At 47.8% G+C, this 25,721-nt stretch carries 19 protein-coding genes; 8 read left to right on the top strand and 11 right to left on the bottom strand.

Translation table 11 applies throughout. The features are described 5' to 3' along the window. Position 1: 1 nt before the first annotated feature. Positions 2–982, bottom strand: coding sequence for a 6-phosphofructokinase (pfkA, locus tag L3C95_RS10730; RefSeq protein WP_089832908.1), 981 nt, complete (start codon positions 980–982; stop codon positions 2–4). 383 nt (positions 983–1,365) lie between these two features. Between pfkA and L3C95_RS10725 the strand changes: the two genes are divergently transcribed. The 3 genes from L3C95_RS10725 to L3C95_RS10715 all read left to right on the top strand — a co-directional run bounded on the left by L3C95_RS10725 (position 1,366) and on the right by L3C95_RS10715 (position 6,220). Then, positions 1,366–3,441, top strand: coding sequence for a prolyl oligopeptidase family serine peptidase (locus tag L3C95_RS10725; RefSeq protein WP_236386338.1), 2,076 nt, complete (start codon positions 1,366–1,368; stop codon positions 3,439–3,441). Positions 3,442–3,708: 267 nt separating this feature from the next. After that, positions 3,709–5,013 (top strand): hypothetical protein, encoded by a 1,305-nt coding sequence (locus L3C95_RS10720; RefSeq protein WP_236386339.1) that lies wholly within the window; start codon positions 3,709–3,711, stop codon positions 5,011–5,013. Between the two features lie 313 nt (positions 5,014–5,326). Next, positions 5,327–6,220, top strand: a complete 894-nt coding sequence (locus tag L3C95_RS10715) for an SDR family oxidoreductase (protein WP_236386342.1) — start codon at positions 5,327–5,329, stop codon at positions 6,218–6,220. Positions 6,221–6,571: 351 nt separating this feature from the next. Here L3C95_RS10715 and L3C95_RS10710 read toward each other — a convergent pair whose 3' ends face one another. From L3C95_RS10710 to L3C95_RS10700, 3 genes are all read right to left on the bottom strand, one after another. Then, positions 6,572–7,678 carry a hypothetical protein gene (locus tag L3C95_RS10710; RefSeq protein ID WP_236386343.1) on the bottom strand — a complete coding sequence of 369 codons (1,107 nt, stop codon included), beginning with the start codon at positions 7,676–7,678 and terminating at the stop codon, positions 6,572–6,574. A 131-nt stretch (positions 7,679–7,809) separates the two neighbouring features. Further along, positions 7,810–9,459, bottom strand: coding sequence for a hypothetical protein (locus L3C95_RS10705; protein ID WP_236386345.1), 1,650 nt, complete (start codon positions 9,457–9,459; stop codon positions 7,810–7,812). A gap of 17 nt (positions 9,460–9,476) precedes the next feature. Then, positions 9,477–12,548 carry a tetratricopeptide repeat protein gene (locus tag L3C95_RS10700; protein WP_236386348.1) on the bottom strand — a complete coding sequence of 1,024 codons (3,072 nt, stop codon included), beginning with the start codon at positions 12,546–12,548 and terminating at the stop codon, positions 9,477–9,479. 533 nt (positions 12,549–13,081) lie between these two features. On the opposite strand from L3C95_RS10700, the gene L3C95_RS10695 reads away from it, so the two are divergent. From L3C95_RS10695 to L3C95_RS10680, 4 genes are read left to right on the top strand one after another with little or no spacing between them, the layout of a single operon-like run. Then, positions 13,082–13,489 (top strand): DoxX family protein, encoded by a 408-nt coding sequence (locus L3C95_RS10695; RefSeq protein WP_236386350.1) that lies wholly within the window; start codon positions 13,082–13,084, stop codon positions 13,487–13,489. Positions 13,490–13,529: 40 nt separating this feature from the next. Then, a complete protein-coding gene (locus L3C95_RS10690; protein ID WP_236386352.1) occupies positions 13,530–13,997 on the top strand; it encodes an acyl-CoA thioesterase in 468 nt (155 codons plus the stop codon). Positions 13,998–14,000: 3 nt separating this feature from the next. Next, entirely contained in the window at positions 14,001–15,257 is a 1,257-nt protein-coding gene (locus L3C95_RS10685) for a CinA family nicotinamide mononucleotide deamidase-related protein (RefSeq protein ID WP_236386354.1), read from the top strand. 42 nt (positions 15,258–15,299) lie between these two features. After that, positions 15,300–16,706: a dihydrolipoamide acetyltransferase family protein gene (locus L3C95_RS10680; protein ID WP_236386356.1), complete on the top strand. Its 1,407-nt coding sequence runs from the start codon at positions 15,300–15,302 to the stop codon at positions 16,704–16,706. A gap of 256 nt (positions 16,707–16,962) precedes the next feature. Here the strand turns inward: L3C95_RS10680 and L3C95_RS10675 are convergent, their stop codons facing one another. Then, complete coding sequence (locus L3C95_RS10675) at positions 16,963–17,289, bottom strand: RNA recognition motif domain-containing protein (RefSeq protein WP_089832925.1); 327 nt, start codon at positions 17,287–17,289, stop codon at positions 16,963–16,965. 191 nt (positions 17,290–17,480) lie between these two features. On the opposite strand from L3C95_RS10675, the gene L3C95_RS10670 reads away from it, so the two are divergent. Then, positions 17,481–18,200: a hypothetical protein gene (locus L3C95_RS10670; protein WP_236386357.1), complete on the top strand. Its 720-nt coding sequence runs from the start codon at positions 17,481–17,483 to the stop codon at positions 18,198–18,200. Positions 18,201–18,320: 120 nt separating this feature from the next. Here the strand turns inward: L3C95_RS10670 and L3C95_RS10665 are convergent, their stop codons facing one another. The 6 genes from L3C95_RS10665 to L3C95_RS10640 form a co-directional block, all read right to left on the bottom strand. Further along, positions 18,321–18,935, bottom strand: a complete 615-nt coding sequence (locus L3C95_RS10665) for a DUF4230 domain-containing protein (RefSeq protein ID WP_236386359.1) — start codon at positions 18,933–18,935, stop codon at positions 18,321–18,323. A gap of 260 nt (positions 18,936–19,195) precedes the next feature. Then, entirely contained in the window at positions 19,196–19,708 is a 513-nt protein-coding gene (locus tag L3C95_RS10660; RefSeq protein ID WP_236386361.1) for a cupin domain-containing protein, read from the bottom strand. 95 nt (positions 19,709–19,803) lie between these two features. After that, positions 19,804–20,628: a DUF6597 domain-containing transcriptional factor gene (locus tag L3C95_RS10655; protein WP_236386363.1), complete on the bottom strand. Its 825-nt coding sequence runs from the start codon at positions 20,626–20,628 to the stop codon at positions 19,804–19,806. Positions 20,629–21,206: 578 nt separating this feature from the next. Next, positions 21,207–23,975 (bottom strand): alpha/beta hydrolase family protein, encoded by a 2,769-nt coding sequence (locus L3C95_RS10650; protein ID WP_236386365.1) that lies wholly within the window; start codon positions 23,973–23,975, stop codon positions 21,207–21,209. 60 nt (positions 23,976–24,035) lie between these two features. Next, the gene (locus tag L3C95_RS10645) at positions 24,036–24,917 is read right to left on the bottom strand and encodes a DMT family transporter (protein ID WP_236386367.1); all 882 of its coding nucleotides are present in this window, start codon (positions 24,915–24,917) and stop codon (positions 24,036–24,038) included. Between the two features lie 6 nt (positions 24,918–24,923). Further along, positions 24,924–25,670, bottom strand: coding sequence for a polyprenol monophosphomannose synthase (locus tag L3C95_RS10640; RefSeq protein WP_236386369.1), 747 nt, complete (start codon positions 25,668–25,670; stop codon positions 24,924–24,926). Between the last annotated feature and the right edge of the window lie 51 nt (positions 25,671–25,721).

Genomic DNA, 25,721 nt, shown 5'->3' with positions numbered 1-25,721 from the left:
TTTAACTCGCAAGTATTTTAACCATCTTTAACCATTCCGGATCGAGGTGCTCTTTGGCTTTGATAGCCTGTTCCAGAGGGGTATATTGGATTTTGTTGTTTACAATGCCTACCATAACATTAGAAGTACCGTTCAACAGTGCTTCTACTGCTGCATAACCCATACGGCTGGCCAGGATGCGGTCCTGACAGGAGGGAGAGCCACCACGCTGTATGTGCCCGAGGATACATACACGTGTATCCAGCTGCGGACAGCTGGCTTTTACCTGGCGGGCTACTTCTTCAGCGCCGCCGGCGATGGAACCTTCAGCAACCACAATGATATTCACCAGCTTCCTGCGGCGCTCGTTGGTCTGCAGGTCTTCAATGATATCCTGTACATCGATCAGGTGTTCCGGGGTCATGATGTGCTCAGCACCAGTGGAAATACCACTGTGCAGGGCAATATAACCTGCATCACGTCCCATTACTTCTATAACAAATAAACGGTCGTGCGCATCAGCTGTATCGCGGATCTTGTCAATAGCATCCACAGCTGTGTTCACTGCCGTATCAAAACCAATGGTAAAATCAGTACCCGCAATATCCTTATCGATAGTGCCGGGTAAACCGATACATGGAATGTCGAATTCCTGGCTCATCTTATAAGCTCCGTTGAATGAACCGTCTCCCCCAATAACTACGATACCATCAATATTGTGTTTCTTGAGATTTTCGTAGGCTTTCTGTCTGCCTTCTGCTTCGTAAAACTCTTTGCAACGTGCGGTCTTTAGAATGGTACCTCCGCGCTGAATGATATTGGCCACAGATTTGGACTCCAAGGGAAATATTTCATTCTTCAGCATTCCCCTGTAGCCATACATAACACCATACACATTTAACTGATGGTAAATTCCGGTCCTTACAACTGCACGAACGGCGGCATTCATGCCCGGCGCGTCTCCACCTGATGTAAGGACTGCGATGTTAGAAACTTTTTTCATAGTTATGTTTATTTCCCTCTCTACGTTTTTATGTTGGATTCAGGGAATCCGGTGTCTTTTTAGCTTCCTATACCTCTAAATACCCCTAACGTGTGATATTGCATCCCCTGTTTTCCAACCCCCTGCTTTTATCTTTTTTCCTGAAAATCACGCTGCTTATGCATAAATTGCCAGGAAAATATCTAAGTGGCGCACAAAAATAACATTTTGCGTATTCTTTCTAATAGTATTCTGATGAATTACACGAAATTTTCATTTTTAATTAATCAACCAGATAATTTTTTTAAAAAATATACATAGATATAATTTAAATGTAAACCCAAACAATTCAAATGGAAGCAAGTAAACTCAGACGCCCTATCTTTACTTTTTTGTACTTATTTATGATAACAGGACCTGCCATTGCGCAACAGACGGGAATTATTTATCCGCAAACTAATAAAACAGACGTTACCGACAACTACCATGGTACCATCGTTGCTGATCCGTATCGCTGGCTGGAAGATGATAACAGTCCTGAAACAAAGGCATGGGTGAAGGCAGAGAATGCCGTTACCAGCGCTTATCTCGACAAGATCCCTTTTCGCGGAGCTGTTAAAAAGAGGCTCGAAGAATTGTGGAACTACCCCAAGATGGGTACACCATTCAAAAGAGGAGAATATTACTACCTCTTCAAAAATGATGGTCTGCAGAACCAGGCCGTGCTGTACCGCCAGCGATCGCTGACAGGCACTCCCGAGGTCTTTATCGATCCCAACAAGTTCTCGGAAGCTGGTACTGTAGCGCTTGGAAGCCTCTCATTTTCAAAAGATGCTAAATATGTGGCCTATCAGATCGCCAAGGCGGGTTCTGACTGGCAACAGGCTTTTGTAATGGACGTGGAAAGCAAGCAGCTGCTGAAAGACTCGATTGACTGGATCAAGTTCAGCAATATCTCCTGGAGGAAGGACGGCTTCTACTATAGCCGGTACGATAAACCTACAGAAGAGAACAAATTATCTAAAAAGAACGAATTCCATAAAGTATACTATCACCGCCTGGGTACCTCCCAGGACCAGGATGAGCTGATCTACCAGGACAAAGAACATCCGCTGCGTAACCTCGGCGTAGAGGCTACAGAAGATGAGCGCTTCCTCATTCTGCACGAGTCTGAAGGAACCTCCGGCAACCAGTTGTCTTACTGGGACCTGCAGGACCCAACCCAGAAAGAATTCAGATTGCTGGTGAAAGGCTTCGAGTTCGAGCCTAATGTGATCGACAATGATGGCGACAAGTTGCTGTTGCTCACCAACGAGGGCGCGCCAAATTATAAGGTAGAGCTTGTAGATCCGAAGAACCCTTCCAGTCGCAAGCTGATCATCCCTGAGCAGAAAGAGGTATTGAAGGAAGTAAGCACTGGTGGCAGGAGATTGTTCGCCACCTACCTGAAGGACGCTTCTTCCAGGGTCGCACAATATAGCTATGACGGTAAACTTGACTGGCAGATCGGTCTGCCAGGTATCGGTACCACCGGCGGTTTTGCCGCGACCGCTAAGGATAAGGAATTATTCTATTCCTTTACGTCTTTCGTTGCCCCGGCAACTATATATAAATATGACATAGCTACGGGTAAGTCAAATCTCTTCGCTAAAACGGAAGTGAAATTCCGCCAGGAAGACTATGAGACCAAACAGCTTTTCTTTGCCAGCAAGGATGGAACGAAAGTGCCTGTCTTCCTCTCTTATAAGAAAGGGCTTCAACTGAACGGTCAGAATCCCGTGCTGTTGTACGGCTATGGTGGTTTCAACATTCCCATGACGCCCGCGTTTAGTGTCTCAAACCTCTTGTTCATGGAGCAGGGAGGTATTTACGCTGTAGTATCTCTGAGAGGTGGTAATGAATATGGTGAAGCATGGCATAAGGCAGGTATGCTGGAAAAAAAGCAGAACGTATTTGACGACTTCATCTCGGCTGCCGAATTTCTGGTGAAATCTAAATATACCAGTCCTTCGAAACTGGCTATCCGTGGTGGCTCCAACGGAGGCTTGCTGGTAGGCGCCTGTATGACACAGCGCCCTGACCTGTTCAAGGTGGCATTGCCTGCAGTAGGGGTGATGGACATGCTGCGTTTCCAGAACTTCACGATTGGCTGGGCATGGGTGACCGAGTTTGGTACAAGCGCGAAGGCAGATCAATTCCCTTACCTGTACAAATATTCTCCGCTGCATAACCTGAAAGCGGGTACGCAGTATCCGGCTACCCTTATCACAACAGCTGATCATGACGACCGTGTAGTACCAGCGCACTCATTTAAATTTGCAGCTGCCCTGCAGGCCGCCAACGCCGGTACTAACCCAACGCTTATACGTATTGAAACCCAGGCGGGCCACGGAGCGGGTAAACCGACATCTAAAATGATCGAGGAAGCCGCCGATGTATGGGCATTCACGATGTATAATCTGGGTATGAGCTTTAAGTAAAATATATTAGATCATTAACGTCAATGGCCGTATCAAACCGATACGGCCTTTTTTATTCAGCTTACTTCCCTTGCCGTAGCCTTTTAACTGTTGACCATCAGCAATATTATGATCCCGACAGCTTGTATCTGGTTCACAGTAGTGTCGTCTTGCAGATGATACAATTCCTGGAAACGCTGGTATTGTCTTGCCAGGTGCTTTCCTGTCCGGCATTTATATGACTATTTTTAATAATTTTACATCAATACTAACCAAGAATTCCTATACATGACACACTTATACCTATGTGCTTTGACAGCAACCATGCTGTTAGCAACCGCCTGCAGTAAAGACGGCGGTTCTGAAACTCCTACCCCGGAACCGGCCCCCGACAAAACCCAGGTTACCTTTAATTATAACCAGATCGGAGCATTCGAGCTTTCTACTATGATCAACGGACCTGGCATCTATGCAACAATCAGCAATGGTGTATCTGGCCGGGCATTTACATATGAACTGGTTGGCAGCAATGGTCTGGAAAAGGCAACAGATACACTGGTGAAAGGCAGCGGTAAGCTGAATGCAAGTGGTGGCGCTACACTTGGATTAAATGGGTTGATACGTTACCGTGATGGTGAAATGACCCTGAAGGTAACACTTAGCGGCCCCGATACAACAATACAGGTAAAAACCGAGAAGGCTGAATACAAGATCAGGGATTACCGTGATTTCATTAATATGTACGCCATGCGTAATCCTGATGCATCAGATCATTATGTGCAGGTGCAAGATTTCGCTTTCCCCGATACAATGTTCAACAGGGCGCCTTGCTTTCGCAGCCTGAAAGGCACTTATGACGGCCAGGGGCATAAGATCACCAACCTGAAGATCAACGCACCACATAAAGAAAATCAGTCTTCATACATAGGCCTGTTCGCTGATGCAGACAGCGGCAGCACAATAAAGAATATCAGACTCGAACTTGCTCCGGAGGGTTTTGCAGGCGTAGAGGGACAATATGGAGGTATAGTAGGTTTTTCCTGGCATGCAAATATTATTGCCTGTTCGGTGAAAGGTGACATTGTGGTAGATAAGAGCGTATTTTCTTACGCGGGCGGCATTTCGGGATTTAACTACAATACCAATATGACAGGTTGTTCTTTCAGGGGACATCTGAAAGCAAGTAACGTGGGGGGCCTGATGGGCAGTTTTGGAGGGTGCAACATCAACATGTGTTACGCTTATTTCTCCTTCGATGCTTATGGTGCTGGCGGACTCGCCGGTGTGCCGGCAGGAGATGGCCATATCTCCAATAGTTATGCTATTGTACATGATTACAACGCAGATGTATCCCGCTTCCTTTCTATGGGGCCTTTAACGCCCACGAGCACTACTATTATCACCAATTGTTTCGCAACGGCAGGTACTCCCGAACCAGGCGTAAGAATGGCCACTAACATCTCAGAACTTGGTATACAGGCGGCTACGCTGGAAGTAGTGGAATGGCCGGCCGGTACTACTGCCCCCGCAGGTAAACGACCATTCAGACTGGATACAGATTTTGACCATCCGTTAAAATTATGGTGGGAATAAATCTGCTGCTTATCTGAGCCATGGATATTCAAAAAAACAAGGCTGACCGGTAGGTCAGCCTTGTTTTTTTGACCAGATATCTTTAACAATAATCGTATGTCCGTGTAAGCGATCTTCTTGTTTTGAGCTGATTTATATGCTTGCAGGCTTTCAAACCCGCTGCCCTCCATGCTTTCTTCCTTCCTGTCTGGCTGCAATCTGCCTGCTGCGCCGGTGTCCTTCATTGCAGAAGGAATCGATAATCCTGTTGTTCCGCAGTAATTGGTAATTCGGAATTGAAACTGAATTCGTAATTTTAGTAAAAGGCATAGAAATGAAGGTATTAATCACAGGAAGCAACGGATTATTGGGCCAGCACCTAATTCCAGTTTTTTTGGAGGATGGCCGGTATCAGGTAATAGCCAGCGGGCGAGGTCCTAACCGTTTGCCGATGCAGACGGGATATACCTACGAAGCTACCAATCTGCGGGATGCCACCAGCGTGCGGCACCTGCTGGAAAAGCATCAGCCGGATATACTGATCCATGCTGCGGCTATGACCCAGGTAGATGATTGTGAACGCAATAAAGACCTCTGCTGGGATACCAATGTAGCGGCAACGCGTTATTTATTGCAGGCTGCAGAAAAGCATAACACCTTCTTCATTTTCCTGTCTACCGATTTTGTATTTGATGGTTTACAGGGACCCTATGCAGAAGAAGATGCAGTCAACCCCATCAGCTATTATGGTTCCAGCAAGGTAGCGGCAGAAAGTATGGTCCGCAACAGTAAGCTTCCCTGGGCTATCGTACGTACGGTACTGGTATATGGCGTTGCGGCAGATCCCAAACGCAGTAATATTATTACCTGGGTAAAGAACAACCTGGAGCAGGGTAAGAAACTGAAGGTGGTGGACGACCAGTGGCGTACCCCAACGCTCGTACAGGACCTCGCCGTAGGATGTAAACTGGTAGCAGACAAGAAAGCCACCGGTATATTCCACATCTCAGGAAAGGAAACGCTGACCCCTTATCAGATGGCAGTACAAACTGCCGGTTATTTCAAACTGAACACACAGCTTCTTGAAAAGGTAGACGCCAAAAGCTTCACACAACCTGCCAAACGCCCCGCTAAAACAGGTTTTGTTATAGACAAGGCCGTGAAAGAGCTGGGTTTTGCTCCCCATAGTTTTGAAGAAGGACTGGAAATCGTTGCAAAAGAAATTTAGTGTATCTATAGCTCCAGGGTACACGTTTCCCCAATGTAATTCAGGATCAGAGCTGGCTGTAGTTCCCATCGAAAGGTATCTTGCCTTTGGGAGTGCCGTTGCCTGTTGGCAGGGAGATGTCCTGGGCAAGCACCTTGTCTCAGAGGCTTCTTGTCTCTCATGTATTTGTTGTGGACATCGGAGGTAGGCCTATGGGCCCGGGCATTCCATCCAAAGTGTTTCGCCAGGGCCACCACATGTAAGACGGCCGTATTTCAGGCTGCAGTTTGTATAAAAAGAGGCGGGGTAGTACTTCTTGTTTGGAAGTACTACCCCGCCTGGTATTATTTATCCGCCTGGGATAATCTATGATTACTTTTTGGGTGAATTCACCAGAAAGACTTTAGTAACCCCGTACTTTTTGGCTACTGAATCCTTCATCACAGCAGTATCGGCTGGAAGAGTATTGAAGTGTTCGCCCAGCATAAGCAATGTAGAATCATTATTGGTGTCCAGTACCACCGGTTGCCCCCATACATTTTTTCGCGTCTTGTACTTGGCCAATCCCGCCTTTTTGTTTTTAAATGTTTCAAAAACAACATCATATTCCAGCGTCGCCGGGTCTGCAGGTGTGGCGGCAGCTGCCTGAGATGAACTGTCCTCCGCTGGTGGCTGAGGTGCTGGCACTGCCTCAACAGGGGACGGATTAAGGGCGCTTTCCGCTCTTGTGATCTGTGGTCTGTTCTTGTTGACAGAATACCATACAATAACGGCCGTCGCTACTGAGGCTACCGGGATGGCAATCCACAGCCAGCGCAATTTGGAAGGTATTTCCCTGGTATATCCTTCATATTCATAGTCCTCCGTTGCAGCAGCAGTCGTCGCAGGCGGTTTAATTCCCTGATCCGAAGACGCTGCCGGCGGGATGGAAGATGCGGATGAGGTTGATGAAGGTGTGGAAGCCGGAGATGCAGCAGCAGAGGAAGAAGATGATGACGACGGTGATGCCGTCAGGTGATCCACCACCTGCTTATTCACTACCTCTTTCGTACCTACCGTTACCTTGTGACTCGCATCCTGCCTGATCACCGGGCTCACATGCAGTACATCCCTTGTGATGACCGGTGGTTCCTGTTCAAAGGAGATCCTGCCCACCGCATTGGCGAGCAGCTTTCCGACACCAGGTATCACCACAGGCTCGCCCTTTTTCAGCAGCTGCCTGAAATCATCTATGTACTTTTCCATCTTCAGCTGTGCGATGGCAGGCACCAGAAGCTCTTTCTGGGAGATCCACTCTACCAGACCTCCGTCGTTAGTCAATGTTTCCTCAAATGTGATAATCTCTCCCGGAGGGGATATTGTTTTATTGGTGACATCGTAACGTGCGGGGGTATGCGTCAGTTTGAATACGCCTAGTTGGGGCAGACAGCAGGTATGCTGCCTGAACAAAATTTCCTGTATGTATTGCTGTAGTACCAATTACGTAGATATTCCTATTATTATAAAATGACTCTCTCGAACGGAATCAGGAGCTAAGGATCAGGAATGGGGCAATATATTATGTTAATTCCTGATCCTTAAACCTTGATTATGACTGCAATTTTACGATTTTAAAATTTAATCATCACGCCTCCCAGTACATTCAGCCCGTAGGTGGGGTATCCGTACCAGCGCTGGTATTTGGTGTTAAACAGGTTATTGGCATTTACCCAGATGTTGAAATTCCTGCCAATATCGTAGTTCGCGCCAGCGCTCAGGTCCCATTTACCTTTGGTTTTATCGAAATCCTGCGTAGCAAATACCTGGTAGTAAGTACCGCCCAGATAATACAGGTTCGCATTCAGATGCAGCTTTTTAGCAATAGTGTATTGCGCGAAGGCGTCTGCCTGGAAAGGGATCAGGCCCCATGGCTTGATCTCGGTCTTCTGTTTGTTATAGTTGAACCAGTCGAAAGCTAACCTCATCTGGAACTTTTCCTCCTGTATATAGCCCACTTCTGCATGCAGGTTAAAGGCTTTCAGCTCCTCCTCATTTTTGGTGTAGAAGGTTTTACCGTCAATGCTGTCATTCACGAACAGCGGCAGGTTATGCCAGGTCACAGCGGCAAACTTGGTATTGTAGTTAAAATGGCTGCCGATCGTTCCTTTGATACCGGTGTATTTCTCTTCTACTCTCGTATTCAGGATCCCCGGGCCATAGCTGCCGATGAACGGATTCTGGTTAGCCAGGTTGCGGTAACTGTTCTTGTTAACGTAAGAGATCCATCCACTGCTCAGGATCACTTTCTTGTAGATAATATGCGACTCGTTCACGATGTCTGGCAGCAGGTAGAACTTACTGTTGGTCCAGGTAGGGTTCACACCTGCATGCAATACAAAGCGTGGCTTGATGATCTCCAATGCCGGATGAATGGCCACCACATTATTGTTGATCTGCTCATGATCGTCTTCTTTGAATGAAGACAGGTCAAAGATGCCCTCTGCTCTCAGGTAAATATCCTCAAACAGTTGCTTGGATACCGGGATCTTGAAGATAGCGGTAGGCTCTTTACGTTTATAGGAATCGCTGAAGTAAATGAATTTTGCAGAAGGCTCGAATTTAAATGCCCAGTCGTTCAGTGTCCTGTTCTTCGCGCCTACTTGTGCGGTGAACTGGTTAAAGGTCTGTCTGATATCATTTTTGGCGAACTCCAGTGTGGCATGATCATACCCATAATAATGCACCTGGTTGCGGTCGTACCCGATACTACCGTTTACTTCCCACAGGGGAGTGAAGTAGGTACCTGAACCCAGTACATTGAGCGCACTATAGTCCTGGTTCTTGATATCTCCTTTGGAGGAGGTATAGTTTACATACAATCCGAAGTTATATTTTTCCTGTCTGCCGGTACCAAAACCTGCCTGTACCAGGGGCGTGCTCAGATTACCATAACCGACCTTGATGAAGTTGTTCTGTAACCGGCTCAGTGAATCCTTACCCAGCGCCAGTGGCTTTAGCGGAATGGGCTGGTACATGAAATAAAGGTTCAGGGCCGGTACCTGGTACTGCAACCGCGGACGGGTAGTATCAAAACCGGGCAGGGAAGCTGTCAGGTTCAGTTTGGCTGCATCCCGCAGTTTGGGCCGGTAGTTGGAAATGATATCGATAGTTTCTTCCTTCAGGTTCTCCTGTGCGTAAGCCTGCTGATGCATCATGATACCTGCTGCACTGCAACCTGCTACTGCCAGAAACCGGTGAATATGTTTGATATAAGCGTTCATGCTAACGTAATTCGGAATTATTTATTGGATTTGATTTTAGAGGCAGACTTTTCTTCTGCTTCTACTTTCGCCAGTTTGTCCTTTGCTTCCTGTTTCAGCTCAGGTATCGGACAGTTCTCTGCAATGCTCTGGAAGGTAGCCTTTGCATTGAAGTAGTCTTTCTGACGCGCATATACATCACCCAGGAGGATGTAGGATTTAGCCACCCACACTTCGTATCCCGGTGTATTCTTTATTACATCAAAACCGGCTTTCTCTGCACCTGCCAGGTCGTTCTTCTGCAACAGGCAGTATGCCAGGTTATAACGGGCCTCAGCGCCTATTTCAGACTTGGTAAGGCCTGCAGCTATCTTATATTCTTTGATCGCTTCATCGTAGTTGCCCTGTTCCTGTTCTGCACGGCCCAGGTAAGCATGACCGATGATCTGATCGTCGGTACTGATATTGCTGCTGGACAACAGGATCTCAGCATAGCTGTTCACTTCATCCCAGTGTTTCAACTGATAATTACTACGCAATAGTCCGCGGGTAGCGGCGAAGGTGTTCTCTTTGGTGGTGGAAAGGTCCTGCAGCTGCAGATAGTAGGTGCGGGCCTTCTCATAATTTTTCACCTGGTAGAAGTTGATATTCGCAGCCTGCAAAGCGGCACGCTCTGCATACAGGCTATTGTTCTTTGTCAGTACGAACTCGTAACCGGGTAACGCACCGGTGTAATCCTTCGCATTGTAAGCACATTCTGATTTATAGAAGCTGGCCGGTAATACAAATGCGCCGTTCGGGAACCGTTGCAGGTAGCTGTTGAAAGCGATGGTAGCGCCGGCACAGTCCCCGTTGCTGAACTTCGTTTCTGCTGCTGCATAGCTCAGGGAGTCTTCCGCAGATGCACTTACCGACTGGCCTGTAGATCTCAGCAGGGCGATATAGGCATCAGTTTTACCCTGGCTCACGTAGATGTCTTTTACGGCTGCCAGTGCTTCATTTGCCTCGGGAGAGTTGGGATATTTCTCTACCACCTGGCGGTAATAGGAGATAGCCTTGTCATCATTATCCTTGTTGAAATAGCAGAGACCCAGTTTCAGCAGTGCACGGGGTGCATTCGGTCCGTTGGGCTGTTTCTGCAATACGTTTTCCAGGTAGGGGATGGCCTCATTGTATTTTTCTTCTGCCAGGTAAGTATTGGCTATTTCCAGGTCAGCATCGTTGCCGAAACCAGAAGAAGGGAATTTGCTGCCCAGCTGTTTCAGGAGGGCCACCTTTTCATTTGTTTTACCCTGGATACCGAGGATGATACTTTTCTGGTAGGTAGCGTAGTCAGATCCCGGCTGATTGTTGGCGATGATCTTATCATACATTCCCAGTGCCTTCCCATAATCTTTCAGCATATAATAACAGTCAGCAGCGCGGAGGGCAGCATCGGTCGTGATACGTGCTGCATTCGGGCCAGTGGTGCGCTGAGCTGCTTCAAAGTGCTGGAGGGCGCGGGTATAGTCCTCTTTCTTCAGGAGGCTGTAACCCATGTTATAGCTGGCCGTCTGCGCATTAGCTTCGCCGGAGGCAGGTACGCCGCCGGTGAGGTAAGCGTTCAGGTGACCAATAGCGGCATCTGTTTTATTCTGTCGCATGGCAATTTCGGCTTTCCAGAAATGTGCCAGTTGCACCAGGTTCTTATCGTAAGGATTCTTCAGTGAAACATCCAGCAGGCGGTCAGCTTCTGCCAGTTGCTGGTCGTTGATCAGTTCTGTGGCGCGGCCGTAGGCCACTTTCTGATAAGCCTTCAGTACCGTCGGTGACTTGTCCGGCGTAGCCTCAATGATGGTCAGTGCATCATTGTAGTTGTTGGTGTTCAGGAACAGGTTCACCAGTATCTCACGGGCTTCTTTGTTGTACGCAGATTGTGGATAACTGTTTACGAAACTGGTGAGTTCAGTGATGGCGGCATCCTGGTAGCCAAGTTCGTAAGACAGTTTGCCGTAGTTGAACCGCGAGATCTCCTGTTGCTGTGCATTGGTGCTGTTACGGGCGCAGAACGCAAATGCATTGCGGGCATTGGCTTTCTGGTTGGTACGCAGGTAGCAGTCGCCCAACAGGTACATAGAGTTCTGTCCCAGGGAATCCTGCTCACTGCTCAACTGCTTGAAACCATTGATAGCTTTATTGTAGTTGCCCGTCTGGTAGTAGCTGTATGACAGCTGGTAGATATCTTCTTTCCTTACTTCCTCGGCATTGTCCTGGAATTCCTGCAGATAAGGCAATGCTTTCTGGTAGTCTCTTCTTTCGAAATATGTCTGACCCAGTAATTGTTTCAGTTCTGCTTCATAATAAAGTCCGCCTTTTTTAACAAGCGGTTCTGCATAACTGATCAACTGGTCTTTTTTATTCTGGAAGTAATAGATCTCTGCGATGTAATAAGGAACGATAGTGCTGTATTTAGGATCGTTCACCACGCGCTGGAAGCTGGTGAGCGCGTCGTTGTACTGCCGGTTGTAGTAGGCGATGAAGCCATAGTAGTAGTTGGCAGGCAGGTAGTATTTGCCCTGCACCTCCCTGATGGAGCCAAACAGGGGTTGTGCCTTCTGAAAGTCTTTTACATTGAAATAGCAATAAGCCAGTTCAAACTTGGCTTCTGCGATCTCGCTGTTGGAAAGGTTTTCGATGTTGGCTTTTTCATACAGGGGAATGGCCTCTTTCAGCTTATTCTGATGGAAGTAGTACTTCGCCAGCTGGTAACTGACAAGCTGTTCCCTCGCGCTGTTGTTATAGAAGGCCAGGAAGTCCAGCGCCAGTTTCTCCGCGTTGGCCTGCCCCAGTTTCAGTGCACAAACGGTATAATAATACTGGGCGTCTGTTTTTACCAGGCTACGGCTGGTTTCCTGGAAATAGCTGATATTATCAATCGTTTGCCGGAACAATTGCATGGCCACTGCATATTTTTCCTGCTGGAAAAGTTGCTGGGCATCTTTGAAAACTTTATCCGGCTCGGTATAGACGCGCGTTTGCTGTGCTTTTGACACAGGCGCAGCCAGTATACAGAAAGACGCCAGGAATAAGTACCAATGTCCGGGAACAAGAAACTTTCTTATGAATTGCATGCTTTTAACCTGTTATATCTTAAATATGCGTTTAAAACGGATCCCGAACAGAAATTATTTTCTATTCAGAATCAATAATATATTGCTTTGAGGGAGACAAAAACAGCAACAAATATAGCTATTGCATTTAATTAAGCTATACGCCGCCCCGGAGGGACATGGCGGGAACCGGATGACCGGTACCTGGTACGCGGAACCTGCTTTCGGATTTGCCTTGCTGATCTGAAATTAAGGTGTTGACTTGCAAGAATTAAACCAACTTATCCAGGCAGCTGGAGATCGCAGTACCTCTTGTACCGGAGGCCTGGTTCTCAGGGCGCTTTACGCTGAAAAAATAATTGCCGGGGTCAATTACCGGAAGGGATGCTAACTAATAGAGAGTGTCTGTATATAACGGGGTTTTAATTGTTTATTATTAATCATATTTTTGGCGCAATCTGTAAACTGTTCATTAAAATTTAAAAACGCGCCTGCATGGTTCCTGTCGGCAAAACAGGAGGTAAACAGATCTGCAGGACTAAACCATTTTCTCTATGAGTAAACTATTTACATCACGTGTGAACACTGGCGCTGTCAACCTTGCGCTGCTGGTATTACGTGTAGTTTTTGGTGGATTGATGTTCACGCACGGCCTGTCAAAACTGAAGGGTTTTTCCCAGATGGTAGACAAATTCCCTGATCCGCTGCATGTTGGACAAACAGTATCCCTGTCCCTGACCATTTTTGCAGAAGCCCTCTGTGCGGCATTGGTTGTTGTCGGCTTGCTGACCCGTCTTGCTGCTATTCCACTGGTGTTTTGTATGGTCATCGTGGTTTTCGTAGTAATGAAAAATGCACCTTTGTCACAGATGGAAATGGGCATCCTGTTCCTGGCTGCTTTTACTGCAATATTATTCGCCGGACCTGGCAAATACAGCCTGGACCACCTGATTGGAAAATAATTTAAACAGCCGGGTGCCTGTATCTGCCATAAAACGCGGAATGCATTTTGCGGTGAATGCAGGCACCCAGGCTTATAAGACTGATATTATGTTCACACAGACGACACAGATACGCGTACGCTATGGAGAAACGGACCAGATGGGATACCTTTACTACGGCAATTATGCATTATACTACGAAGTAGGACGTGCAGAAGCCATCCGGACGCTGGGTTTTACCTATGCCGAACTGGAAAAACAGGGGATCATTATGCCAGTGGCAGAGTTGAATTCAAAATACCTGCGCCCGGCCTATTACGATGACCTTATAACAGTGAAGACTATATTGAAGGAGTTGCCGGTCGATCATAAGATCCGCTTCCACTCTGAACTATATAATGAAAAGGGCGAGTTACTGAACGTAGGCGTCACCACCCTGGTATTCCTGCATGCAGATACCAAACAGCGGTACGGGATGCCCCCGATCATGATGGAATGCCTGGCTCCTTTTTTTGAGAAAAGCCTGTAAATCATGACAATGCAAGCGGATAAGGTAGTAGCAAGTATCATCACGATCGGAGATGAACTACTGATAGGACAAACTATAGATACCAATTCAGCCTGGATGGCCCAGCACCTGAATGCGATGGGAATATGGGTACACCGTCGTGTAGCCATCGGAGATGTCAGGGAAGCTATCCTGGAGGCTTTGGAGAAGGAGGGAGCGGTCTCGGACATCGTATTGATCACCGGAGGACTGGGGCCTACGGCAGATGATATTACCAAACCCGTATTGTGTGAGTATTTTGGCGGAAAGCTGGTAAGAGACGAAGCGACCTATGCGCAGGTAATGGAATTCTTTGAAAGCAGGGGCCTGCCCACCCTCCAGCGTAATGTAGACCAGGCGCTGGTACCCGATGTAGCCACTGTGCTGCACAATACCCGGGGTACTGCACCGGGCATGTGGTTCGAAAAGAACGGAAAGATCTATGTCTCTATGCCGGGAGTACCGCACGAAATGAAAGGATTGATGTCCGATCATGTGTTGCCACGCTTACAGGAATATTTCCAGACGCCGGCAATTGTGCATCAGACATTACTGACCTCCGGCATGGGAGAGTCCTTTATAGCAGAACGGCTGGCGCATTTTGAAGCGGCCTTGCCTCCACATATCAAGCTGGCCTACCTGCCTTCTTATGGCTTGCTGAAACTGCGGCTGACCGCTTTCGGCACAGATAAATTATCCACGGCGGCGGCCCTGTCCATCTATTTTCACCAGATGAAAGAACTACTGGCAGATATTGCCGTAGGGGACGAGGATCTGTCCATTGGAGAAGTGCTGGGCAAGCTGCTGAAGGAAAAAGGTAAGACCGTAGGCACGGCGGAAAGCTGCACAGGAGGGTTTATTGCACACAATATTACCCTGGTGCCGGGAAGTTCTGCCTGGTATAAAGGCAGCATTGTTAGTTATGCCAACGAAATTAAAAGCGGTCTGCTGGGGGTAAAACAGGAAACATTACAGGCCAATGGTGCGGTGAGTGAGGCAGTGGTAAGAGAGATGGCCAGAGGCGCCCTGCAGCAGCTAAAAACCGATTATGTCATAGCGGTATCCGGTATTATGGGGCCTGATGGCGGCACTCCGGAAAAGCCGGTCGGCACCGTATGGATAGCTGCCGGCAGCGCCAGAGAGCTGGTGACGGTGAAGCACCAGTTGCGTTATGACCGCCTGAATAACATACAGATGACAGCAACTTATGCTATGAATGAATTGAGGAAGTTGATAGTATAAACCTTACTTTTGTTTCCGTACCAAAACGCTAAACACAATTTTATGGCCATTGTAGAACTGGTAATGCCCAAAATGGGGGAAAGTATTATGGAAGCCACCATATTACGCTGGCATAAGAAGCCGGGAGATCATGTAAAAACTGATGAAACCGTGCTTGAAATTGCGACGGATAAGGTGGATAGTGAAGTACCTTCTATCGCTGATGGGGAGATTACTGAGATACTCTACGCGGAAAATGATGTAGTACCGGTGGGTACTGTCATTGCACGTATCAATACCGCTGCTGATGCTGGTTTTGCGACTACTGCTCCTGTTGCTCCCGTAGCAGCACAGGAAGCGCCTGCCGCTGTAAGGGAAGAAGCAGCTGTCCCGCAACATGAAACGGTGAGTGCTCCTTACGAGGCGCAGTTTGTGACCAGTGGGGCCCGTTTTTATTCTCCGCTTGTGCTCACCATTGCACAGCAGGAGGGTATCAGTTTTGCTGAACTGGAAAAAATACCTGGTACCGGCAATGAAGGCCGTGTGACTAAAAAAGATATACTGATGTTTGTGGAGGCGAAGAGCAAGGGGCTTACTCCTGCAGCCGCGCCTGCGCCACAGAGAGCAGAAGCGCCTGCGCCTGCAGCAGAACAACCGGTAAGTCGTCCGGCAGCAGCCGTGACGCCAACCGCAGCTCCGGTTAGCAACGGTGTTGGCTCACAGCCTGCACCTGCTGCTGTTAGCAATGGCAACTACGGCAACAATGTTGAGATCATCGAAATGGACCGTATGCGTAAGCTCATTGCAGAGCATATGGTGCGTAGCAAACATACCAGTCCGCATGTGACCAGCTTCGCTGAGGCAGATGTGACTAATATGGTGAAATGGCGTGACCAGGTGAAAGGCGCTTTTGAGAAGAGGGAAGGAGAGAAGATCACCTTTACCCCGCTCTTCATCGAAGCAATGATAAAATGTATCAAGAGGTTCCCGCTGTTAAACAGTTCGCTGGACGGCGATAAGATCATCATCAAGAAAGATATCAATATCGGTATGGCAACAGCTTTGCCTACAGGTAACCTGATCGTTCCGGTGATCCGCAATGCTGACATGCTGAACCTGGTTGGCCTGACCCGTCAGGTGAATCAGCTGGCCAATGCAGCCCGTCAGAACAAGCTGAAACCTGATGACACACAGAATGGCACCATTACCCTGACCAACGTTGGTACCTTTGGCAGCCTGGCTGGTACACCCATCATCAATCAGCCGCAGGTGGCTATCCTGGCGGTAGGTGCTATCAAAAAACGTCCTGTTGTGATAGAAACGCCTCATGGCGATACGATCGCTATCCGTCATATGATGTACCTGTCTCTGTCTTACGATCACCGTATCGTTGATGGCGCATTAGGCTCTACTTTCTTAAGTGCAGTAGCGCAGGAGCTGGAGAATTTCGATGTGAACAGGGGATATTAACTGAGAAGAGGGCTACACAGGCTCTCTGCTGAAACGCCGCCGGGCTGCATGCCACAGCATATTTTCAGCCGCCCCGCTTAGGCAATAAGCACATTTGAATCATATTTATAACGAATGATGAATACAGTGATGATCTCTCTGATCTGTATTCATCATTTGTGTTTTTGGAAATAAGTGTCACTTCATCAGCATAAAAAAAGCTCCTTTGCAGGAGCTTTTTCAATTTCTTGACCGAGATAAGCTTAGGCCAACAGAATTAATAACGACCACGACCGCCGCCGCCGCCGTATCCGCCGCCGCCACCGCGATTAAATCCACCACCTCTTGAGTTATTATTCGGTTGTTTAGGTCTTGCTTCGTTTACCATCAGTTGCTTGCCTTCGATTTCAGTACCGTTCAAACTATCCATAGCCTTGCTACCTTCTTCCTGGTTGGGCATTTCCACGAATCCGAAACCGCGTGAACGGCCAGTCTCGTGGTCCTTGATAATTTTAGCGGAAGTAACCTCTCCAAATTCGCTAAATATCTGGTGAAGGTCTTCATCGTTCAACCTGTAGTGCAGGTTGGCTACGTAAATGTTCATGACTAAAAAATTAAAAAAATGAAAAATAATATTGAAGATAAAGAAATAAGTTCAATAAATACACCGCGTCCGGAAATAATTTAATAAAGTAAATATACCGGTAATACTGGCCCGAATTACCACTTCCGTTTTATGGATAGTTGGCTGATTTTTTGTAAATTAATACATAGAATCCATTAAAATATTTTGGTATGAGTGGCCTAAGCGAGACATGGTTTGCGGACGGTTATATCGATTTTGAGCAGAAAAAGTATACATTACTGGCTTATCTGCAGCAGATAACCCGCTATTTCAATCAAAACAAGCTGTACCCGCAGCTGGGAGACGTTATCTTCCATTACAACAACCTGGTAGCTTTCAGAGAAAACAAACAGTTCCTGCAACAGCAGTTCCCAAAACGCCTGACTGCCGTGAATATGGAGCGCCTGCAATTACTTTATGAACAGATGATCGCAGATGATGAACTGATGCAGGAGCTGGAAACCATTATCCAGTACGCGATCCAGAAGATGAACGGCGCTATCCGCGAAGGCACGGAGATCTATGAATTCGTGGAAGAAAGCCTGAACATATCACCGGTAGGACTGATACCACTGGACTCGCAGGAAGGGTATTTCTTCCTGTGTGATGGCCGTTATCAGGACGTCATAGTGTATGAATACAGACTGAGTATTTTTGAGCGCCATGACGAAAAATACCGCGGTATTCATACACAATACCTCGATACCTACACAAAAGACCTCGTGCATACCTGCGAGCATATTAAGACCAGCCTGATCCGGCAGCGCAAACAACTGCCTACTCCAGCCGTTTACCGCATTGATACGAACCTGGTATTTCCGGTACCGGAGACTTTACTGCCTGTTGCCAAGCGCTCTCTGGTGAAGTATATCGCTAATAATGCAGCGTAGATAATGTCCGCATCTGTGGAACGGCAGGTACAGCTATCAGCAATGGCTGATACAGAGATCTATTGCCCGAAAGATGCAACAGCAGCGCTGGCTTTTACTTTATCGGCCGTGAAACGGTGATCAGTTCAGTAACACAGGCGCACTATTGCCAAAGGTGATCTCCAGTTCATGATCATGAAGAAAAGGCTCGTAGTATTGCCTGATGATCTTAGTGAGTTTCTCTTTTGACTGGTTAATGTACAGGTTGTTATTCTCCAGCTGCCCGCGGGAGGTCTGGTAGAGCTTTTTCTGCACATCGGTATAGGTCTCATCATCCTGGAACAGGAACCATCCTTTCCTGTTGGAAGTTTCCATTTTGTCAACTTTCAGCTCGTAGCTGAGCAGTTTTGGCTGTGGGAGATTGATAGTGATCTTCTTATCTGATACCGTTATCCGGAAATTCTTCTCATCTGCATTGATGCCATATTTGGCCAGGTAAGGGATAGATACCCAGATAGTATTCTCCAGGAATGCCTTTTTCAGATTGGTGGTCCACTCTCCGTCGTCAGCAATGTTACTGCGCTTGATAGTGGCATTACCCTGTACTTCAAGGCTGGCCAGTTCAGCGATCTCGCGCACGATCTGACTATTGGAAAGAATGCTCTGATTTACACTTTTACTGCCGAATTGCTTGCCTAACCAAAACAGCAGAACAGCCAGGGACAGAAAGAAAACGAAACGGAAAAATCTTTTCATAACGGAAGAGATAGTAGCTGTGGACCGCAGTCCATAGCGGAACAAAGGTCCATAGTGATCTTGTTTTTTGTTTGTTAGTAATGTATGCAAAAGTCTACAAACGCCGGACCGCAGCCCCGTTATACAGTTGTAGCTTGTTGTGCTTTTTAATATATAAGTTGTAACTCCTAAAAGAGTACCCGACAATACATATCCGACGACTTCAGCGAATATAATATTTATGGCTGATAGTCCATAATGATCCTGATCAGTGTGTAGGATCAGTGTACCAGAGAGGCAATCAGTTCACTATGCTGCGGGTATACTGCCTGCAGACTATCTTTCCCTGCCAGCTCAAAATCAGCAAAATCGAAGCCCGGTGCAACAGTGCAGCCTACAAGGGCAAAACCGCCGGGCACCTCTGTACGGGAGGCAAACCAGTGGCCGGCTTTGATCACCAGCTGCGGTTGTTCGCCATCTTCGATGTTGAGCCCCAGTTTGTGGACTGTCAGCCCCCCATCGGGAGCAATATCGTAGATAGCAAGGGAGTGGCCATCATAGAAATGCCATATCTCATCAGATGCAATACGGTGAAAAGCGGAAAACTGTCCTTCCTCCAGCAGGAAATAGATAGCGGTAGAAGCACTGCGCTTGCCGTTCATAGCCGGGGGCAGCTCGGATTGGTTAAACTCCCAGGAAGAACGGTAGGTTTCCCGGAATGATCCTCCCTCTACATGGGACTGTAAGTTGAGATGTTCCCGCCAGTAGGCGGCATTGTGTCTTGGTTTTTGCATGATAATACAAAAGAAAGGAAAATAGATTAAAATGAAAAAGCCGTCCCGTGAACGAGGCGGCTCTCTTATTTTTCATTTTCTTAGTCTGAAACTTGTTACGCCACGGCTACAGGACGTGCTACCGGCATTTGCGCAATAGCTGTTTCCTGGTTCAGTACCGGCGGTTCTCCCTTGAAGAAGAGGAAATCCTGTATGAATAAAGCCTGGTTGTAATAATCGTTGTTAGTGATGAAGGTCTGCCACTCTTCCACGTTCATCTGCTGCATATTACGCATAGCATCCCTGAAACGGAGCATACGGGCAAACAACTGTGGCGTCAGCCCGATCACCTCCATGAACTTCCTTTCCAGCGTGTGACGGGACATCTTAAACTTCTTCGTCAACCGCTCCACATTCGTATAGCCCTGGTGGTCAATGATGTAATCTGCAATGACATCTACCTGTTTCAGGTTGTGTACATGTGAGCACATCATGTTGGTAAATGCGTCGTCCAGCACAGCATCCAGTTTGGTGACATCTGTCGCGGAAGCAATTTTATCAGCCAGATCTTTCCAGCATTCACGGTCCTGCTTCAGTAAGTCACGGAAGTAGTTGTTGAAGGCTGACATGTCCAGACCCGCCAGCCTGTAACAGCCATAGGCGTTCAGCTGGATCACGGTCATCTTTACCGGACCTTTTACCCTGATCTGATGATGACAGGTAAAATGACCTACAACGGAGGCCTCCGGTAAAGTAAAAGAAGCATGCTGAGTAGGTTGGAAGATCACCTCTCCTTCCTGCAGAAATACCATGTACAGATCTCCCAGGGAGAACAGGTTCTGCGGCAGGTTGATCAATCCGTTATTAGAGGTTTGTAAATGATAATACTGCTTAACATACGGTGCCAGCGAAGTTGCCGGTTGATAGATACGGAAATTCATAGGAACATGTATAAGGTTATCAGATATTCAAAACATCCACAGATCTGAATCAGGTCTTCATTTTCTACTACAAACTTATAGGTTTGTAAGTATATAAAAAAAAATAATTTGAGTAGCTTGAAAGACAAATGGTTGCAGCAGCTAAAATGGATGAAGCCCTGCTGAGTAATGGTTTCGGGGAAATGTTGGGGAATTTACCTGCTCACAGGGATTACTTAAACGAGTATCTGCTGGTATGGACTGAAACTAAGCAAGGGATGACATCTGTTTGAAGGTATCAAGTCCACCTAGGATCCTCTGCTTGTCCTCTCTTTGTTCTCTGCGTCTTCTCTGCTTCTTCTCTGCTTGTTCTCTCGTTTTGTTTACGACGATGTCCAGGAAACAAACAAGCATTCTGAGAATCGCTTATATGGCTTCCGGACTTCATCAGCTACAGCTTAGAAAAGAGAGGATGTATCAAACATACATGAATGTCCTGAGATTCGTGTAAATGACTATCTGACTCCATCAGGTGCCCGAATAAAAAGAGCCAGTATCATACTTTTGATACTGGCTCTCGTGTTTTTATCAGTTGAATGTTATTGTGCGTTGCCTACTGTTTCCCAACCCCAGTTCTTTCCTTTTTCTGTTGCCGGTACGCCTTTCTCCATCCACTCCGGCGCAGGGGCATTCTTCAGGAAATGGTCGAAGAACTGCTGCTCGCGGCGCTGGATATCCTTACGGTTCTGGCGCTGCACGAGGTTATGTGCCTCATTGTTGTAGTTGAGCAGCCATACTTTTTTACCCAGGCGGCGCAAACCGGTGAACAGTTCAATGCCCTGGTACCAGGGTACCGCACCATCTGCATCATTGCTCATGATAGCCAGTGGCGTTGTTACCTTAGGCAGGTAGAACAGCGGTGAGTTCTCTATGTAGAGCTCCGGTTTTTCCCACAAAGTAGCGCCGATACGGCTTTGAGAACGCTCGTACTGGAACTGGCGGTTCATACCCGTTTCCCAGCGGATGCCGCCATAGGCGCTGGTCATATTGGCCACAGGTGCGCCAGCCCACGCCGCTTTGAACAGGTTGGTGCGGGTGATCAGGTAAGCTACCTGGTAACCGCCCCAGCTTTGTCCCTGGATGCCCATATTCAGGCTGTCTGCCCAGGGATGTGCTGCCAGTGCACGGGCGCCGCTGACAACATAATTGTAAGCTCCCTGTCCCGGATAACCGTTTTCGTAGGTAATATCCGGCGCCAGCACCAGGTAACCACGACTCACAAAGAACGGAATATTCAACCTGGAAGGGGTAGGGGACGGTGGCTGATAATTATACAGGCCATCTGTCAGCTTCTCGTAGAAATACAGTAACACAGGATACTTCTTTGTGCTGTCGAAGTCTTCCGGTTTATACAGGATGCCCTCCGCCGGCTTGCCATTGTAGGCCGTCCATTTGAAAAGCTCTGCCGTACCCCAGTTGTATTGCTGCTGCTGTGGATTGATGTGACTGATCTGTGTGGCATTAGCGAATGAGGTACCGGTGTACACATCGGGCGACTGTACATAACTCGCTTTTGTAAAAATGTAATTTCCGGCGTTTTCGGCCTTTACAGGGTCGCCGAAGGAGTAAGGTCCCATGACAAGCAGTTCGGGCCTTAAAGGGGCCTTTTTGAACGTACAGGAGGCCATATAGAAACCATTCTCCTTACTCGTCTCGTTGAAGGTTTCCAGCAGCAGTTGCTGGCCCGGTTTAAAGAACCGTTCTTCCTGCACCACTTTGGTATAACGGAAACGCAGCTTCTGCTGGCGCCCGTAACCTGCTGTGATCATCTGCGGAGGGGTTTTCCCGGTAGGGTCAACCTGCCAGATGTCATACCTGTCGTAAATGTACACGGCCTTGTCGTCTTCCAGCCATCCGGCCATGCCATAAGGACCGGGTAACTCCGGATGATCATCATCTTCTTCAGAAAGTGAAACCGGTATTTTCTCTGTTATGTTCCGGGTGATGCCTGTCGTTGTTTCATAAGCAAACCAATGTTTCTGCTGCAGGTTGTACCAGGTGATGTAGCGGCCGGCAGGAGAGATGCGGGCAATACTGTCCATGTTTTGCTGTAACAGTTTGCGGTTGCCGTTTTCCAGGTTCACCAGGTAAGCGGTTTTCAGGGAATGCCCGGTCCACTGTATCGGTACACGTTGTCCTTTGTCGGTATATCCTACGGCATACGGACTGTTACCCTCTTTGGCAAAGGCTATGCTTTCCATGTCCATATCTGCCAGCTGTACAATCTGTTTGTTACCCGGGTAGTACACGGCCTGGTAGCTTCTTTTCAACTCTCTGTCTGCATTTTTCAGCTGCATGGGCTGCAGGTAATCATCCTGGTAGTTCCAGATATCCACTTTCGCCACTTCAAAGTCTACGATGTTGGTATCTTTCGGAGGCCTGATGGGAGCCGTGCCGAAGAACAGCCGTTGTCCGTTCTGGCTGAACCATACTTTGCCATCGGCGCTGACAGACCAGTTGGCGGGGAATGCCCGCGTATTCCTGTCGGCGGTAATTACACCGCTGTCCTGTCCCGGGCGGTAATAATACAGGGAGTAAAACTGCTGAAGGGCTTTGGCACTATCGCGGGAGCTACACCAGGCAGCCTGTTCGCCTGCCTCATCGAAGGCAAACTGACTGCGGAGGGCGGTACCACGGCTCAGGGTATCCGCTTTGCGGCCGGCTACATCCCACAGCAATACGGCGGCTTTTGAGAGAGAATCTTTCTTATCGGTCAGTACTTCTGCCAGCAAGCGGTTGCCCGGTTTGCTGAAAACATAGTCCTGTACATTCCGGATAGTATCTGCGGATTTTTTATCGGGATAATAGATGACCAGATGGCCGCTTGCGGTGTCCGTTTGTGGCTTTTCTTTCAGATAGGCCACAACGCCGCTGCCTTTTTCAGGTGTTCTGAAAGATCGTACTGCCGGGACTTTGTACACATCGCTGCTGCCCAGGGTAACGATACCCAGGGAATCTTTTGGCATGTCTGCCGGCTTCTTCTTTTTGATCTTCGCCTGTCGCACTACTGCAAAGGGCGCCTTGATAGAGAAGATGGCATAGCGGCTGTCTTCCGTGATCACCGGATTGCTGCCACGGGGCACTTCCAGTCTTTGTCCACTCTGGTTGTTATAGATAACGAGGGATGCGTCGCCTTCCTGTGGCGTGACGGTATAGACGGTCCACTGACCGTTATTACTGATAGCTTTACTACCGATGCTCTGCCAGCTGTCGTACACTGAATGATCAAGTGGCTTTTTTGCAGGCTGTTGCGCATAAGATAGTAAGGAGATGCCGGTAAATGCGGCTGCACACATGATTTGCTTCATGTGGCCTAAAATATAAAAATCGGTATTACTTACACGCGAATTGCGGATAGACGGTCGAAATCAGGCATGAGTTTGCCTTATGTTTCGCGTGACCCTGGTCATTTGCAGCGCTACTGACAATACAATGCAGGCAAGGCCAATGTAAAATGCGTAAGTCAGCTCCCGGTTCTCATGGAAGAGAATGAAGGCCATCACAATACTGTACACCGGCTCCAGGTTGAAGGAGAGGTTCACCGTAAAAGGAGAGATCTTCGTCAGGGCATTCATCAGCAGCATATACATGCACACCGTGCAGGCCCAGGCCAGGATCAACAGGTAGCTGAAATCTGCAAACGAAGGCAGGCTTAAAGGCTGCGGGAAGAAGTACAGGTAAGCAGGCATGAGCAGGGAAAGGCCCACCCAGCCCACCGACAGCTCATAAAAAGTAATGGTCGGCGTGTCGTATTTAGCGATCAGGCGTTTGTTGAAGATAGTGAACAGGGCTGCAAAGAGGGCAGAAATGATACCCAGGATGATGCCTGTGCGGTACTGTACGTCGAAATGGAAGATGAGGAAAATGCCGCAGAGTGTGATACCGCTTAGCAGCAGCTCTATCTTATCAACCCGGTACCGGTTTATCAGCGGATCGAGCGCTGCCGTGAACAGGCTGGTGAGCGCAAAACAAACCACACCAATAGAAACATTCGAATATTTGATACTGGCATAGAAAAACAGCCAGTGCAATACGACTACCATGCCGGTAAGGCCAATAGGAACGATCTGTTTAAAGGAGAGTTTTGTAAGCATCTTTTTCCACCGGAAAATGACGTAGAGCGTGATGATGGTGAACAGGAGCCTGTACCAGACAAGCATTCCTTCATTGAGGGTGATGAGTTTTCCCAATATACCCGTAAAACCCGCCAGAAATACCGACAGGTGTAATTGTATCAGTGCTTTTTTCATTTCCGCTTATTCGCTGTTTCTTACGCGTCTTTCATACTTGCGGAACAGGCTTTCCCATTGAATTTTGAGTACTCCCAGTATCCCTTCTTTAATAATCCCCTTACTCATTTTGGAATATCCTTCTTTACGGTCCTTAAAGGTGATCGGTACTTCCTTTATTTTGAAGCCCAATTTCCAGGCCGTGAATTTCATTTCTATCTGGAAGGCGTATCCTACGAAACGGATCGCATCCAGGTTAATTGCTTCCAGTACCTGCCTTTTGTAACATACAAAGCCGGCAGTGGCATCTTTTACCCTGATCCAGGTGACCAGGCGTACGTAGATGGAAGCGCCATAGGAGAGGATTGCCCTATCCCAGGGCCAGTTCTCCGTTCTGCCGCCTTTTACATAGCGGGAGCCTACGGAAACATCGCCACCTTCCTTTGCACAGGCGTTATACAATCGCACAAGATCAGCCGGGCTGTGGGAAAAGTCAGCATCCATCTCGAAGATGTACTGGTATCCTTTCTCCAGCGCCCATTTGAAGCCGAAGATATAGGCCGTACCTAATCCCTGCTTACCGCTTCTTTCCACCAGGAACAACTCGCCGGAGTGGGATTGCTGCATATTCCTTACAATATTACCGGTACCGTCGGGCGAACCATCGTCCACGATCAGTACATGAAAATCTTGTTGCAGGGCAAATACCGCGTCAATGATGTTACGGATGTTATCCTTCTCATTGTACGTGGGAATTATGACGAGCTTTTCCAATCTAGCAAATGTTGTTTAGGAGTGCGAAATTAGTGTAATCGCTAAATAAAG

Origin of the sequence: Chitinophaga filiformis (assembly GCF_021646545.1) — a bacterium.
Taxonomy (GTDB): Bacteria; Bacteroidota; Bacteroidia; order Chitinophagales; family Chitinophagaceae; genus Chitinophaga; species Chitinophaga filiformis_A.
This window is presented reverse-complemented; position numbering and strand designations above follow the sequence as displayed.